This is a genomic window from Pseudonocardia hierapolitana, assembly GCF_007994075.1.
In the GTDB taxonomy this organism is placed as follows: domain Bacteria; phylum Actinomycetota; class Actinomycetes; order Mycobacteriales; family Pseudonocardiaceae; genus Pseudonocardia; species Pseudonocardia hierapolitana.
Genome location: NZ_VIWU01000001.1, coordinates 3,534,970 through 3,550,046 on the forward strand (window position 1 = coordinate 3,534,970; position 15,077 = coordinate 3,550,046).

Genomic DNA, 15,077 nt, shown 5'->3' on the forward strand with positions numbered 1-15,077 from the left:
GCCGCTGCGGTGCCGGGAAGACCCGGGCCGGGGAGACCCACCGTAGAGCCTCCGGACCGCGGGTGTCATCCCGGCCATGGGGGTACCCGATCGGGAGCGCCCGTCCGATTCCATCCACGTCGCTTCTTCTCTCTCAGATGTTCAAAGAGAGAGATCCAGCAGTAGTGACAGGTCCTGTGCGCAGTGTGGATGGACGGCATTGGCGCTGGCCAGAGGCCGTGTCCGGATGTGGACGACTGGGTGGGAGCGCCGGTGGGCGGATGAGGTCGTCCGTGGATGCCTCAACGGAGCGGGTAGCTGTCCCCGCGGTGGACACCGGTTTTCCACCGCTCGAGCACGATCCGTCCACCGGACTCTCAGCGACCATCCACAGAGTTGTCCCCAGATGTGGGTGAAGAGTGGTCGCGTGGGGACGCAGCGCGACCGGATCCGGCCCGTGCTCCTCACTCTGAGCAACCCGCCGACGCTCTCTCGTCGCACATGGGTGACGACGTCCGTGTGGGTTCCCGTGCACGGGGAGCGACCGTCCTCGACCTCGCGCGCTCCGCGTCGGCCCGTGCATCCCGTCGACGGGACGCATCGGCGGAAGAGAGGTGCACGACAGGAGAAGAGGCGCGTCGGCCGGCGCGAGGCGCGTGCGCCGGGACGCCTTGTGAGTGAGCCGCTCACGCCCGCCCGCGCCGCGCTCCATGTCTCGGTTCACGCACCGGTTCTCCGGGCGCGCGGTGGTCAGTGGCGGGCGCGCTGCTTGATCCGCGCCGTGAGCTCCTGGACCTGTTCGAAGGTCTTGCGGCGCTGTGCGATCTCGTTGCGGATCTTCTTGTCGGCGTGCATGACGGTGGTGTGGTCACGGCCGCCGAAGGTCTGCCCGATGCGCGGCAGGGAGAGGTCGGTGAGCTCGCGGCACAGATACATGGCGATCTGGCGCGGCTGGGCGTGCGCCTTCGACTTCCCCGGCCCGCACAGCTCGTCGATCGTGACGCCGAAGAACTCGGCGGTGACCGCCATGATCGTGGGCGCCGTGATCTCGGACGCCGCGGAGTCGGGGATGAGGTCGCGCAGCACGATCTCGGCGAGCTGCGTGTCGACCGGCTGCCGGTTCAGCGACGCGAACGCCGTGACGCGGATGAGCGCGCCCTCCAGCTCGCGGATGTTGCGCTCGATGCGCTCGGCGATGAACTCCAGCACGTCACCGGGGACGGCGAGGCGGTCCTGCGCGGCCTTCTTCCTCAGGATCGCGATGCGGGTCTCCAGCTCGGGTGGCTGGATGTCGGTGATGAGGCCCCACTCGAACCGCGTGCGCATCCGGTCCTCGAGGGTCTCGAGGCGCTTCGGCGGCCGGTCGGACGACACGACGATCTGCTTGTTGGCGTTGTGGAGGGTGTTGAAGGTGTGGAAGAACTCCTCCTGCGTCCCTTCCTTGCCCTCCAGGAACTGGATGTCGTCCACCAGCAGGACGTCGACGTCGCGGTAGCGGCGCTGGAACGCCACCTTGCGGTCGTCGCGCAGCGAGTTGATGAAGTCGTTCGTGAACTCCTCGGTGGAGACGTACCGCACGCGCATGCCGGGGAACAGCCGCTGCGTGTAATGGCCGACCGCGTGGAGCAGGTGCGTCTTGCCCAGCCCGGAGTCGCCCCAGATGAAGAGGGGGTTGTACGCGCGGGCCGGAGCCTCGGCCACGGCGACCGCCGCCGCGTGGCTGAAGCGGTTGGACGCCCCGATGACGAAGGTGTCGAAGGTGTACTTCTCGTTGAGCCGCGTCTGGGAGCGCGGGGTGACGGCCTCGCCCGCCGGCGGGCCGGAGTAGGTGGGCCACACCTCGGGGGAGCGCCCGTCGCCCGACTCGCGGGGGCCGCCGTTCGTCCGCGCGCCGTCGGCGTCCACCACCGCTGCGAGCGGACCGGGAGTGGGCAGGGCGACTCCGTCGGAGCCGTGGGGCTCCTCGGGCTGCTCCGCGGGTGGGCGGTCTCCGTTCGCCTCGACACCGGGGGATACGGAGGCGGCCGTGCGGGCCGGCATCCCCGCCATCCCCGGCGGGTCGGGCACCTCGGTGCCGCCGGACGCCGCGGAGGCGTCGACGACGACGGCGAGGTTCACCGTGACGCCCAGGTGCCGGCCGAGTGCGTCGCTGATCGGTCGCCGCAGGATCCGCTCGATCGCGTCCTTGGCGAACTCGCTCGGCGCCGCGAGCAGCGCCGTGCCGTCGATCAGACCGAGTGGGCGCGTGAGGCGGAGGAAGGCGCGCTGCTGAGGGGAGAGCGACTGGTGACCCGATCCCGCCGCGGCGCCGGAGAGATCGGCGATGACGCGGTTCCAGACCTGTCCCAAGTCTCCTGGCTGGTCGGCCACCGGTCCGCGCTCCCCTCCGGTCGTCGCCCGGACGATCCACGCACCCCGGGTTAGGGCCGATCATCCCCAGACTTGTCCACACCTGTGCGCAAGACGGTACGCGGGCACGCAGCGTGAAAAGCGCGCGGGCCCGTGCAGCCTGGTGACTTGGCGATCCCCCCGGATCCAACTGTGGAGGAGGCACGCTAACAACGTCGGGCGGTTGCCACAAGTCGCCGGCGGCGCGCAATCGGACAACAGGATGATCGCCGGCGAAGGAGCGTCCCAGGCCCCCGGAGCGTCCCCGCCCTTCCGATGCCCGGGCGCTCCTCGCGGCTCCGTGCGCCTCCCCCGCGGGACGACGCAGGCCGACGTGCCATGTACCCTGGTCACAACCGTGCCCGTGCATGCGGGTCGTGTGCTGCCCGTGGTGCGCCCAGTCGCGCGCCGGGAGCTGCGCCCGATCCGCACGGGCGCCGAAGCACCACCGTCCGAAGCACCCGAATGATGATCAGCGACGGCCTGCCCAGCATCGCCGTCGACCAGGAGAGCCGACCGTGAGCAAGGGCAAGCGCACCTTCCAGCCCAACAACCGCCGCCGGGCCCGCACGCACGGCTTCAGGCTGCGCATGCGCACCCGCGCCGGGCGCGCCATCGTCGCGGCCCGCCGTGGCAAGGGCCGCCAGCGGCTCTCCGCCTGATCCGGCCGGCCCGGTGCTGCCGGCCGCGTCCCGGCTCAGGCACCGGGACGAGTTCGTCGCCGTCCTCCGGCGAGGTCGGCGCAGCGGCCGGAGCAGGCTCGTGGTCCACATGCACGGTTCAGACGGTGGCGCCCCGCGCGCCGGGCTGGTGGTGAGCAAGGCCGTGGGTGGCTCCGTGGTCCGGCACCGGGTGAGCCGCCGGTTGCGTCACCTACTGGCGCCGCGGCTCGGCGAGCTCCCGGCCGGGGCCATGCTCGTGGTCAGGGCGTTGCCGCCCGCGGCCGACGCCACGTCCGCCGAGCTGGGCGACGACCTCGACGCCGGCATCCGCGGCGTCCTGCGGAAGCAAGCGAAGCCGCAAGGTGGAGCGCGCCGTGGCTGACGAGCGGCGTTCCCCGCTGACGCGGCTGCCCGTCGCGCTCCTGCGCGGCTACCAGCGCTGGATCTCCCCCGCGCTCCCCCCGACCTGCCGCTTCTACCCCACCTGCAGCGCGTACGCGATCGAGGCGTTGCAGGTGCACGGGCTGCTGGGCGGTTCGTGGCTCACGGTCCGGCGCTTGGCGCGCTGCGCACCATGGCACCCTGGCGGAGTCGACCCGGTGCCGCCGCGCCGTTCCCGCCCGGCCCGGAAGAACATCGAGGAGCAAGCCCCGTGCTGAACTTCATCTACTACCCGGTCTCGTTCATCCTCTGGGTCTGGCACGAGGTCTTCGGGTTCCTCCTCGGACCGGACAACGGCATCGCCTGGGCGCTGTCGGTGATGTTCCTGGTCTTCACGCTGCGGGCGATCCTCTACAAGCCGTTCGTCCACCAGGTGCGGTCGATGCGGCGGATGCAGGAGTTCCAGCCGGAGATCGCCAAGATCCGCAAGAAGTACGGCAACGACCGGCAGAAGCAGGCCGAGGAGATGCAGCGGCTCCAGAAGGAGCACGGCGTCAACCCGCTCGGCGGCTGCCTGCCCGTCCTGGTGCAGGTGCCGGTGTTCATCGGCCTGTTCCACGTGCTGCGCGAGTTCGGTCCCACCAACGGCGACGGCTCGCCGCGCACCGAGAACTACTTCTTCGGACTGGAGGAGGTCCAGTCCTTCAACCGCTCCGACCTGTTCGGGGCGAAGCTCGGCAACTGGGTGCTGCAGGGCGAGGAGTTCCTCAACGCCGCCGGCACGTCGGTCGCCTCGATGTTGATCGTCATGATTCCGCTGATGATCGCCGCGGGCATCTTCACCCACATCACCGCCCGGCACTCGGTGGCCCGGCAGACGGCGGCGCAGGCGGAGAACCCGCAGACCGCGATCATGAACCGGCTGATGCTGTACGTGTTCCCGATCGGCGTGGTCGTCGGTGCACCGTTCCTGCCGCTCGCCGTGCTCCTCTACTGGGTGTCGAACAACCTGTGGACGCTCGGGCAGCAGTGGGTCGTGTACCGGAAGATCGACGTGGAGGAGAGCGCCAAGCGGGAGCAGGCGGCGGTCGACCGACAGGCGCGGGCTCCGCGCCCCGGTCAGAAGCCGGTGCGGCCGGAGACGGCGCAGGCCGACGAGCCGAAGCAGCCGGCGAAGCGCCCGGGCGCCAAGCCGGTCACCCGCAAGCAGGCCGGTTCCGAATCGAACGGCGCCGCTCCGGCCACCGAGCCGAAGGACACGTCCGGCAACGGCGCGGGCAACGGCACGGGCAAGAGCCTGGGCGGCAGCCAGAGCGGTACCGAGCGCGGTGCGCGCAGCGGAGGCGGCAACAGGCCGCCGGCGCGCCGCCCGCGCAAGCGCCGCTGACCCACGAGCCATCCGCGGTCGCCCACCGGCGGCCGCAGCGGTGCGTTCCGGGCCACCGGGCGCGCCGCACCTGTTCAGAGAGGAGACGCATCGTGCCGAAGACCGCGCAGGACGGGGCCACTTCCGCCGAGGACCAGCTGGTGCGCGAGGGCGACATCGCAGGCGACTACCTCGAGCAGCTCCTGGACATCCTGGACTACGACGGCGACATCGACCTCGACGTCGAGGCGGGGCGCGCGATCGTCAGCATCGTCGGTGGCGACGACCTCGACAAGCTCGTCGGGGAGCGCGGCGCGGTGCTCGAGGCCCTCCAGGAGCTCACCCGGCTCGCGGTGCAGCAGGTGTCGGGCAACCGCAGCCGGCTGATGCTCGACATCGCACGGTGGCGGGAGGGCCGCCGTGACGAGCTCACCGCCCTCGGCACCCGCACCGCCAACGACGTGCTCGAGACCGGCGAGTCCGTGCGCCTTCGTCCGATGACGCCCTTCGAGCGCAAGGTCGTGCACGACGCGGTCGCGAAGATCAAGGGCGTGTCGAGCGAGAGCGAGGGCGAGGAGCCGCGCCGGCAGGTCGTCATCTTCCGCAGTGCCTGATTCCCTGGGGCCCGGTACGGGTCCTGCGGAAGTGAACCGGGACGCCGCTGTCTTCGGCGAGCGCCTCCCGCTCGCCCGGCGGTACGCCGAGCACCTCGCCACCTCCGGCGTCGAGCGCGGGCTCATCGGTCCGCGAGAGGCGGACCGGGTCTGGGAGCGCCACGTACTCAACTGCGCGGTCGTCGCGGCGCTCGTGCCGGACGGCGCGCGCCTGGTGGACGTGGGTTCGGGAGCAGGCCTTCCCGGGATACCGTTGGCACTGGCCCTGCCCGATGTCAGCATCGTCCTCGTGGAACCGCTCGCTCGTCGAGTCGAGTGGTTGCGCGAGGTGATCGCCGATCTCGGCGTGGCGGTGGAGGTGGAGCGGGGCCGGGCCGAGGAAGATGACGTGCGGCGGCGATGGGAGGGAGCCGACGTGGTGACCGCTCGTGCCGTCGCGCCGCTGGCTCGTCTCGCCGGCTGGTGCCTGCCGCTGGTCCGGCCGGGTGGGTACATGCTCGCGATCAAGGGTGCCGCCGCGGCGGACGAGGTTGAGCGGGACGCGGCCGCCGTGCGACGACTCGGCGGTGGGGTCCCCCGGATCGAGCGGTGCGGCTCGGGGATCATCGATCCCCCGAGCACGGTGGTCGTCGTCGAGCGGGAGGCCGGTGCCGCGGTCCGCACGACGCGCAGGAGAGGGCGGGCGTGACGTTCAAGGTGTCCCAGTACGAGATCTCCCCTGACCATGTTTCACGTGAAACACCCGGGTGGACCCCGATCGCGGAGGAGGCCGCACGCGCGGCGCGCGTGCTGCACCCGGACCGCTACCGGATGCCCCGCCCGAGCCACCGACGCGTGCTGACCGTCGCCAACCAGAAGGGCGGCGTCGGGAAGACCACCAGCACCGTCAACCTGGCCGCTGCCCTGGCGATGCACGGCGTGCGGGTGCTCGTGATCGACCTCGATCCGCAGGGCAACGCGAGCACCGCGCTCGGTGTGGACCATCGGCTGGGCACACCGTCGGTGTACGAGGCGCTGCTGGGCGAGATCCGGCTCGCCGAGGCGGCGGCCGTGAGCACGGCCTCGCCGAACCTGTTGTGCGTGCCGGCGACGATCGACCTCGCCGGGGCGGAGATCGAGCTCGTCAGCATGGTGGCGCGGGAGAACCGCCTGCGCCAGGCCCTCTCCCCCGAGGCGCTCGACGAGCTCAACGTGGACTACGTCTTCGTGGACTGTCCGCCCTCGCTCGGCCTGCTCACGGTCAACGCGCTCGTGGCGGCCAACGAGGTGCTGATCCCGATCCAGTGCGAGTACTACGCGCTGGAGGGTCTGGGCCAGCTGCTGAGCAACATCGACCTCGTGCGTGCACACCTCAACACCAGCCTGCACGTCTCGACGATCCTGCTGACCATGTACGACGGGCGCACGAAGCTCGCCGACCAGGTCACCAGCGAGGTGCGCGAGCACTTCGGGTCCACGGTGCTGCGCACCGTGATCCCGCGCAGCGTCAAGGTCTCCGAAGCGCCCGGATACAGCCAGACGGTGCTGGCCTACGATCCGGGCTCACGCGGCTCGATGAGCTATGTCGATGCGGCCCGCGAGATCGCCGAGCGTGGCGCGGAGATGTCCGTGCCGCCTGACCGGGATGGCGGTAGCCGCAATGCCTGAGCGCCCCACAGCCCCGAAGTCCGCCCCGCAGCGGAAGGGCGGGCTGGGGCGCGGGCTGGCCGCGCTCATTCCCACCGCCCCAGCCCAAGCGGACGGTCCCGCGCCGCACACCGTGGGCTCGGGCGTCGCGACCCGGCCCGTCCCCGTGGCGCCGGGCCCGACCATCCCGGCACCCAGCCAGCCACGGGCCTCCGAGCGCACCACCGATCCGGCGGCACCGGTTCCGGTCGCCGGGGCCGTGTACCGCGAGATCGACCTCTCGGCCATCCAGCCGAACGCGAAGCAGCCCCGCACCCAGTTCGACGAGGAGGCGCTCGCCGAGCTCGAGCACTCCATCCGTGAGTTCGGGCTGCTCCAGCCGATCGTCGTGCGTGAGGTTGCCCCGAGCTCCTACGAGCTCGTCATGGGCGAGCGGCGCTGGCGCGCCGCGCAGCGCGCAGGCCTCACCCGCCTCCCGGCGATCGTGCGCCGCACCGGCGACGACTCGATGCTGCGCGACGCGCTACTGGAGAACATCCACCGCGTCCAGCTCAACCCCCTCGACGAAGCGGCGGCCTACGAGCAGTTGCTGGCCGAGTTCGGCGTCACGCAGACCGAGCTCGCCGACCGCCTCGGCCGCAGCCGTCCTGTCGTCACCAACACGATCCGGCTGCTGAAGTTGCCGGTGTCGGTCCAGCGGCGGGTCGCGGCGGGCGTGCTGTCGGCCGGGCACGCACGCGCTCTGCTCGGCATCGAGGACGCGGGGCGGCAGGAGGAGCTCGCCGCCCGCATCGTCGCCGAAGGCATGTCGGTGCGCGCCACCGAGGAGGCGGTGGTGCTCCTCAGGCGCGAAGCCCCCTCGAGCGCCAAGCCGGCTCGCCGCAGGCCGATGCAGGCTCCCGGGCTGCAGGATCTCGCCGAGCGCCTGTCGGACGCATTCGACACCCGCGTGAAGGTCGAGCTCGGGCAGCGCAAGGGGCGAATCGTCGTCGAGTTCGGTTCGGTGGAGGACCTGGAGCGGATCGCCAAGCTGATGGACCGTTCCGAGAGCTGACCTCTCCCTCGTCCCCTCCCATATCCACCCACTCACGCGGCCGTCAGCGGCCTTCTCAGGGCGCCCTGTGCGCCACGCTGGCGGCCTCGCGGCGGGTCGGCTAGGGGTTTTGCTGCCAGATTTTCTGATCATGCTCTGGGCGCTGCCAGGCCCGTTTCAGGCGGCTGGTCGCCCGGATGATCGCGGAAGTTCGGATCCCCGGGCGCACGAGTCGTTCTGGTCGGGTGAGGTGCGGTGAGCGCGACCCGGCCCGGGCCGCACGGCGAACGATCTCTCTTCGAGGCCGGGGCGGGTTCACTGCCTGGGTGCCACCCCACTGGCGGTGGTCCCGACCCTCACGCCCAGCCCGCCCGGGCGAGTCGCGGTGAGATCAACGCGGGGTCGGCCCGTGGCGGTCCTGAACCGCACTGGGGGCCTGTTGCCCGCTATTGCGTGGAGCGGCGCTGGCTGGCCCCGCAGACCGGGAGTGTCAACGTCGGTCGGGACGGGCCAGGACGTGCACGGTGTGGAGTGCCGCACTCTGCCACCGGCCGCTGATCCACCTGGGCAGCACAGCAGAGTCGCCGCGGCAGCAGCGGCGTACTGCTCGGACCGATCACACCCGGTTGAGCGCCGGGAGCAGCACATCAGTGCAGATGCGGCAGCAATGAGGTGCTGCTCGGGTCGATCACGACGGTGATGCGGCGGGCGCCGACCGGGCCCTCACGACGGGGAATCAGCCTGTAGGTGCGGTTCGTGTCGTGCTCCGGCCGATCATGCTTCGGATCCTGGGAGTGGCCGGATGGAACGGGCCCACAGCCAATCGCGTGGCACCCGCGCGCACGATCTCGTCGGGAACGGGCGTCCGCCAGCGCAACCCGGGGATCGGTAGTTGACCCAATTCGGCCCACCCCGTACCGGTTGGGGCGTGGGGCGAACCGGATCCACACGCCAGCCGCCCTCGGGCCGCGGGCGTGAGGTAGTGCGGTCCGGGCCGGGCACGCCGCGCCCACGAGACGGTTCACTCCACAGCGGCGCCCGCGCCGAAGCCCTGATCGGCGGTTGGGCGCGAACGCGGCGGGATCCGGCCGTTCTCGCAGCGACCCGCCGATCACGGGGGTGACGCCCCTGAGGCCGTCGGACCCCGGCGGCCGGGAAGCCCTCGTGCACGGACGCAACGAGTGCAACCGGAGTGCTCGGGCAGGGAAGGTCGGTGTTTCACGTGAAACACCGACCTCTTGGGACGGGCAGCCGAGGGGCGGAGCCCTTACACCGCTCTGATCATTGAATCGGTGTTCCTACGTCCCACTGCAGAACGCTCCCCCGACCTCATACACGTCGCTCCGGGTCGGCGATCACGCGACGAGATCAGGCGCGGTGTGGATTGGCACGTCGTCCCCGTCTCGAGGGACGAATGCAGCTCCCCCGCTCCCCCGCGCCCGAAATGCGGATCCTCGCGGTCGCGGCGCCGCGGCGCGCCGTCCTGGCAGCGGGCGCTCAGCGAGCCAGGCGCGGCAACACCGGTCGAGCCGGCGACACATCGACGTGGCCCGCCCAGCTCGGCACTGGGCCCGGGGGCGGCGGCGCTCGACCGGCGATGGCCGGACGAGGTCTCCTTCGGGCGCGGTCGGCTGCGAGAAGTCCAGCGCACGGGAGACCACGCCCAACTCGCCTTCGGCACGCGTTTGCGCGAGCAGTAGCTCATGCAGGGGCGCGTGGCCGCTGCCCGCCGGTCAGCTCGAACCAGCCGATCACGGTGTCGGACCGCTGGTTCCAGACGACTCCGGCTCTGAGTACGGACGGGTCCCGGCCAGGGCGACCCGTCGTCGGCGGGTGGCCGACCGGGAAGCGTCTGCGCCGTGGCGGCGGGCCGAGCAGCAGTGGTGCATCCACACGGCGGGCAGCTCTCGCCGTCGCTCCACCGGCTTCGAGCCGGGCAGGTGCTGCGCAGATCGCGTGCCGACGCCGTCAGCCCTGCGTCCCCGGTCTGTTCTGCGGGCAGACGACTCGATCGAGCAGCGGGTGGACCGGCGGGTCATCCCCGGTGCCGAGGGCGGGGAGCGGAGGGACGGTCCCCGGGCAGTCCTCGCCCGGATGTGAGTCGCCGATCCGATCCTCTCGATCAAGGCAGCGTGGACGCCCGGGCGGGCGCCCCGTGATCGCTCCACATCGGCGACACGTCGATCGAGCCGGCCATAATGATCGGCGGCTCTCGGGCAGGTCGGGCTTGCCGGTCGCGGCTGCCCGCTGGTTCCGAGCCTGCCGGTTGGCGTCTACGTGGGGACGAGGAGACCGGCCGGTCGTGTTTCACGTGAAACAGCGCGCCGGGGCTTCTCGTGTTTCACGTGAAACACGTCGCGGGCGGCCTGCCCAGGCGTTTCACGTGAAACGGGACCGGGCGATCGCGCGCTCGACGAGGGACGAGTAGAGCCGGCCCAGCTCCATCCCTGCGGCCCGGACCGACATGGGGAGCAACGACGTCTCGGTGATCCCCGGGGAGACGTTCACCTCGAGCACCTGGATCCGGCCGTCGGAGTCGACCACGGCGTCCGTCCGGGACACGTCCCGGAGCCCGAGCAGGTGATGCGCGGCGAGCGCCGTCTCCTCGAGGCGGGAGAGGGTGTCGTCGTCCAGCCGGGCCGGGCAGTGGAAGGAGACGGTGCCCGGCGTGTAGCGCGCGGTGTAGTCGTAGACGCCGCCCCTGGCGTCGATCTCCACCGCGGGCAGCGCGCGCACGGTTCCGTCGTCGACGACCGTGACGGCGACCTCGGTGCCGCGCACGAAGCGCTCCGCGAGCACCGTGTCCGAGTAGGCGAGGCAACTGACCATCGCCGCGGGAAGCTCGGACCGGGCGGTGACGACCTGCGCTCCGAGCGCCGATCCGCCCTGATCCGGCTTCACCATCAACGGGAGGCCGAGCCGGTCGACCATCGCGTCGAGAACGGCCTGTGCCCCGAGCGCGCGGAACGTGGCGTGCGGCAGCGCCACCCAGTCCGGCGTGTCGAGGCCTGCGCCGGCGAGCTCCGCCTTCGCCGTGGGCTTGTCCCACGCCCGTCGGCACGCCTGTGCGGGCGTGCCGACGAACGGTACGTCGAGCAGCTCGAGGACGGCCTGAACCGATCCGTTCTCGCCCTCTCCCCCGTGCAGCGCGATCGCGACCGCGTCGGGCGGGTCGCTGCGCAGCCGCGTGACGAGCGCGCCGTCGACGTCCCACTCCCGCACGTCGGCGCCCGCGGCGCGCAGCGCGGTGGCGAGCCGCCGGCCGGACCGCAGGGAGACCTCGCGTTCGTGGGAGAGCCCACCGGCCAGCACGGCCACGGTTCGTTCGATCACGGCCGCATTCTGCGGCACTGGCGCGATCAGGGAGTGTGCGGGCTGGGTGCCTGCGGTCCCCCGCCGAGCGCCGGGCGTGCCGAGCTGCCGAACGTGCGCATGACGTCGAGCTCGGCCCCGAGCACACCGGCCAGCCGGCGCACACCCTCGGTGATCCGCTCCGGCGTCGGGTAGCAGTAGGACAGCCGCAGCTGCCGGCTGCCGAACCCGTCGGCGTAGAAGCCCGTGCCCGACGCGTACGCGACCCGGGCCGTGACGGCCCGCGGCAGCATCGCCTTGGTGTCCACACCCTCGGGCACGCCGAGCCAGACGTAGAAGCCGCCGTCCGGCACGTTCCACGTGCAACCCTCGGGCATGTACGTGGCGAGCGCCTCGAGCATGGCGTCGCGCCGGTCGCGGTACACCTCGGTGTAGGTCTTGATCTGAGCGCGCCAGTCGTGCGCCGCGAGGTAGCGCGACACGAGCATCTGCGTGAAGCTCGGCGGGCACAGCGACGCCGACTCCGCGGCGAGCACGAGCCGGTCCCGCACCGCGGGCGGCACGAGCGCCCAGCCCACCCGCAGTCCGGACGCGAACGTCTTCGAGAACGACCCGAGGTACACGACGTCGCGGGAAAGAGAGCGCAGCGCCGGGTACGTGCGCCCGCTGAACCCGAGCAGGCCGTACGGGTTGTCCTCGACGACGGCCACCCCGTACGACGCGCAGATCTCGAGCACCTCGGCGCGCCGCTCGACGGCGAGCGTGACGCCAGCGGGGTTGTGGAAGTTCGGGATCGTGTACAGGAACTTCGGGGTAATCCCCTCGGCGGCGAGCGAACCGAGTGCGTCGCGCAGCAGATCGGGGACGAGGCCGTGCTCGTCCATCGCGACGTGGACGACGCGCGCCTGGTACGCGGCGAAGCTGCCGAGCGCCCCGACGTAGGACGGGCCTTCGGCCAGCACGACGTCGCCGGGGTCGCAGTAGATGCGCGTGACGAGGTCGAGCGCCATCTGCGAGCCGACGGTGACGACGACGTCGTCGGGGTCGGCTCGGATGCCCTCGAGCGCCATCACCTCGCAGATCTGCTCGCGCAGCGCCGGGACACCCTGCGCGGAGCCGTACTGCAGCGCCACCTGGCCCTCGCGGGCGACGAGATCGGCCACCTCGGCGGCGAGCGCGTCGAGCGGAAGGGCCGCGAGGTTCGGCATCCCGCCGGCGAGCGAGACCACCTCGGGCCGGCTCGCCACCGCGAACAGCGCGCGGATCTCGGAGGCGGTCATGCCGGCCGTACGCGCGGCGAACCGCTCCGTCGGCTCCGGCCGCGGCGCGCCCGCCGCCGCTGCCGCCGCTGCGCCCGCGGGAACGGCGTCGAACGGCGATGGGGGCGTGGCCGGCTGCGGCACGATGGACCTCCCGGATCCTCTGCGACTTCGACCGCCCGAGTCTATGGGGTGCGTGGGCCTACCCGGCCGCGGTCGTCGGGAACGCCACTCGCGCTCCGATAGCCGGAATGGGGGAACCTGCGACCGATCGTCGTGGTAGGGGCACCGGTCGCAGCAGCTGGGGTGTCGCTCCGGGCTGGATCGATCTATGGTCTCGGGGTCGGCGCGGCGAACGGCGCCGTATGTCCGTATTCGCGATGGCTCCTCGCCGCCGGAGGTTGGTTTGTCCTGGCACGTGGCGGCGCTCACTCTGGACAATCTGGACGATCTGCCCAAGCGGTGCAGGCGGTGCGTCTTCTGGGAGCTGTCGGAGAACCTCGGCAAGCAGGCGGCCGACTTCGGCTCCACCGAGCTGGAGAAGGAGGCGTGGGTCTCCGAGGTGCTGCTCGAGTGGGGCTCCTGCGGTCGCGTCGTCTACATGGCCGGAGCGCCCGCGGGATACGTGATGTACGCGCCCCCCTCTGCGGTCCCGCGTGCGGCCGAGATGCCCACCGGCCCGGTGTCCGCCGACGCCGTCCTGCTCACCACGATGCAGGTCCTTCCCGAGTTCTCGGGTGAGGGCCTGGGACGGATGCTCGCCCAGGCCGTCGTGCGTGACCTCACCCGCCGCGGCGTCAAGGCCATCGAGGTGTTCGGTGAGCAGCGGCCGGGCACCGAGCCGGGTTGCCTCATCCCCGCCGACTTCCTCCGAGGGGTGGGCTTCAAGACCATCCGTCCCCACCCCCGCTTCCCACGGCTGCGCATGGAACTGCGTTCCGCGATGACGTGGAAGGAAGACGTGGAGGCAGCGCTGGAGCAGCTGCTCGGCACGATCACCATTCCGATGCAGCAGGCGAGCGGCGCCCGGTCCGAGCCCGTTCGTTCGGTACCCACCCGGTCCGGAGCGACCGTCAGCGGCCCGTTCAGGGCGCTCTGTACGCCCCGCTGAAGGCTGCGTGGCACCCACCTGACCCGATGGGCGCGACGCGAGGGATGGATCGTCTCTCAGATGGCCTGGGCCCCGCCGCGCTCGAGTTCGCGCGCGAGCACGTCCGAGAAGGTGAACGTCCCGGTCGGTTGATCGTCCTGGCCGAGCAGGTACAGCCGTTTGACGGCCACGAGGATGCCTTCGGCCACCACGTCGCGGAACGCCGGGTCGAGCAGCCGGCGCCGGTCGCCGATGTGGGTGAGGTAGCCGATCTCCACGCGGACGGTGGGCATCCGGGTGAGCCGCAGCAGCTCCCAGGTGCGTGCCTGGGTTCGGCAGTCCTGCATGCCGGTGCGGGTGAGCAGCTCGCGCTGGATGAAGCCGGCGAGCGCCTCCCCGACCGTGGAGGTGGCGCCGGACCCGTTGCCGAAGTGGAACGTGGCCAGGCCCTGGGCGTGCATGCTGCGGTTGGCGTCGGTGTGCAGCGACAGCACGAGGTCGGCGGCCGCGCCGTTGGCGAACGCGGCGCGCTCGGTCTCGCTGGGGCAGGTGTCCTCCTGCCGGGACAGCATGGCGTCCATGCCGGTGGCGGTCATCCGGCCGACGAGCCGGCGCGCCATGTCCCACACGATGTCGGCCTCGGAAACGCCGGCGACCACGACGCCGCGGTCGGGCCCGCCGTGACCCGGGTCGACCACGATCCGCTTGCCGCGCAACCGCGGCCCCGCCTGGCGCAGCAGCTCCTGCTCACGGAGCAGCCGGGGGCGGCCGCCGGTGACCTTGCGGCCGAGCTGGCGCAGCGAACGAAGGGTGGCCGGCCCGCACAGCCCGTCGGGGACGAGCCCGTACTCGCGCTGGAACTTCCTCAGCGCGGCCTCGGTCTGCTCGTCGAACACCCCGCCCGGACGGCCAGGGTCGTAGCCGAGCTCGAGGAGGCGCTCCTGGAGCGCGACGACGTCGTCGCCGCTCATCGGAGCGGAGATCATGAGGGCGAGCATCCGGTCGCCCAGCTGCCAGCCGGCCTCGCGCAGCGCGCGGTACGTGGCAGGCCCGACGATCCCGTCGGTGATGAGGCCCCGCTGTTGCTGGAACGCGCGGACCGCCTGCTCCACGTCTGCGTCGAAGACGTCCTCGCGGAGCCCGTTCGCGGCGGCTGCGGGCAGCAGACCGAACCGTCGCAGCGTGGACCGGATCTCGACGACACCCGGACCGCTGTCACCTCGGCGCAGCAGCTGCATGCACCCCTCGCTCGCTGTCGTGGCTTCCCGTTCTCGGACCGCCCGCCCCCGATCCGGGCCGCAGACCATTGTGCCCTGCCGCTCGGGAAAGCGCGGACAGCGGGCCGTGTCCGGACGTGTTCGTGTCGT

At 71.8% G+C, this 15,077-nt stretch carries 13 protein-coding genes; 9 read left to right on the forward strand and 4 right to left on the reverse strand.

Features of this window, described 5'->3' with window-relative positions:
• Window positions 1-729 precede the first annotated feature (729 nt).
• Window positions 730-2,349: a chromosomal replication initiator protein DnaA gene (gene dnaA / locus FHX44_RS16880; RefSeq protein WP_147256670.1), complete on the reverse strand. Its 1,620-nt coding sequence runs from the start codon at window positions 2,347-2,349 to the stop codon at window positions 730-732.
• A 536-nt stretch (window positions 2,350-2,885) separates the two neighbouring features.
• Between dnaA and rpmH the strand changes: the two genes are divergently transcribed.
• The 8 genes from rpmH to FHX44_RS16920 all read left to right on the forward strand — a co-directional run bounded on the left by rpmH (window position 2,886) and on the right by FHX44_RS16920 (window position 8,070).
• Complete coding sequence (gene rpmH / locus FHX44_RS16885) at window positions 2,886-3,029, forward strand: 50S ribosomal protein L34 (RefSeq protein ID WP_075952533.1); 144 nt, start codon at window positions 2,886-2,888, stop codon at window positions 3,027-3,029.
• Window positions 3,030-3,042: 13 nt separating this feature from the next.
• Window positions 3,043-3,411, forward strand: a complete 369-nt coding sequence (gene rnpA / locus FHX44_RS16890) for a ribonuclease P protein component (protein ID WP_147261244.1) — start codon at window positions 3,043-3,045, stop codon at window positions 3,409-3,411.
• A complete protein-coding gene (yidD, locus tag FHX44_RS16895) occupies window positions 3,404-3,688 on the forward strand; it encodes a membrane protein insertion efficiency factor YidD (protein ID WP_147256671.1) in 285 nt (94 codons plus the stop codon). The genes rnpA and yidD overlap by 8 nt, the downstream gene beginning before the upstream one ends.
• Window positions 3,682-4,797 carry a membrane protein insertase YidC gene (gene yidC / locus FHX44_RS16900; RefSeq protein ID WP_147256672.1) on the forward strand — a complete coding sequence of 372 codons (1,116 nt, stop codon included), beginning with the start codon at window positions 3,682-3,684 and terminating at the stop codon, window positions 4,795-4,797. The genes yidD and yidC overlap by 7 nt, the downstream gene beginning before the upstream one ends.
• An 89-nt stretch (window positions 4,798-4,886) precedes the next feature.
• Window positions 4,887-5,390: a Jag family protein gene (locus FHX44_RS16905; RefSeq protein WP_425469192.1), complete on the forward strand. Its 504-nt coding sequence runs from the start codon at window positions 4,887-4,889 to the stop codon at window positions 5,388-5,390.
• A gap of 31 nt (window positions 5,391-5,421) precedes the next feature.
• The gene (gene rsmG, locus FHX44_RS16910; protein WP_212612519.1) at window positions 5,422-6,078 is read left to right on the forward strand and encodes a 16S rRNA (guanine(527)-N(7))-methyltransferase RsmG; all 657 of its coding nucleotides are present in this window, start codon (window positions 5,422-5,424) and stop codon (window positions 6,076-6,078) included.
• Window positions 6,075-7,037, forward strand: coding sequence for a ParA family protein (locus FHX44_RS16915; RefSeq protein ID WP_425469133.1), 963 nt, complete (start codon window positions 6,075-6,077; stop codon window positions 7,035-7,037). The genes rsmG and FHX44_RS16915 overlap by 4 nt, the downstream gene beginning before the upstream one ends.
• Window positions 7,030-8,070, forward strand: coding sequence for a ParB/RepB/Spo0J family partition protein (locus FHX44_RS16920; protein WP_147256674.1), 1,041 nt, complete (start codon window positions 7,030-7,032; stop codon window positions 8,068-8,070). The genes FHX44_RS16915 and FHX44_RS16920 overlap by 8 nt, the downstream gene beginning before the upstream one ends.
• A gap of 2,358 nt (window positions 8,071-10,428) precedes the next feature.
• Here the strand turns inward: FHX44_RS16920 and FHX44_RS16925 are convergent.
• Window positions 10,429-11,382: a D-alanine--D-alanine ligase family protein gene (locus tag FHX44_RS16925; RefSeq protein WP_147256675.1), complete on the reverse strand. Its 954-nt coding sequence runs from the start codon at window positions 11,380-11,382 to the stop codon at window positions 10,429-10,431.
• A gap of 26 nt (window positions 11,383-11,408) precedes the next feature.
• Window positions 11,409-12,764: an aminotransferase-like domain-containing protein gene (locus tag FHX44_RS16930; RefSeq protein WP_246170432.1), complete on the reverse strand. Its 1,356-nt coding sequence runs from the start codon at window positions 12,762-12,764 to the stop codon at window positions 11,409-11,411.
• Between the two features lie 262 nt (window positions 12,765-13,026).
• Here FHX44_RS16930 and FHX44_RS16935 point away from each other — a divergent pair, with 262 nt between their 5' ends.
• Window positions 13,027-13,731, forward strand: a complete 705-nt coding sequence (locus tag FHX44_RS16935; RefSeq protein WP_246170433.1) for a GNAT family N-acetyltransferase — start codon at window positions 13,027-13,029, stop codon at window positions 13,729-13,731.
• Window positions 13,732-13,787: 56 nt separating this feature from the next.
• Here the strand turns inward: FHX44_RS16935 and FHX44_RS16940 are convergent, their stop codons facing one another.
• On the reverse strand, window positions 13,788-14,948 hold the full coding sequence (locus tag FHX44_RS16940; protein WP_147256677.1) for an N-acetylmuramoyl-L-alanine amidase: 1,161 nt from the start codon (window positions 14,946-14,948) through the stop codon (window positions 13,788-13,790).
• Window positions 14,949-15,077: the final 129 nt, after the last annotated feature.

Coding starts and splice junctions, on each gene's coding strand:
- FHX44_RS16940 (WP_147256677.1), bottom strand. CDS start 14,948: ATGCAGCTGCTGCGCCGAGGTGACAGCGGTCCGGGTGTCGTCGAGATC.
- FHX44_RS16920 (WP_147256674.1), top strand. CDS start 7,030: ATGCCTGAGCGCCCCACAGCCCCGAAGTCCGCCCCGCAGCGGAAGGGC.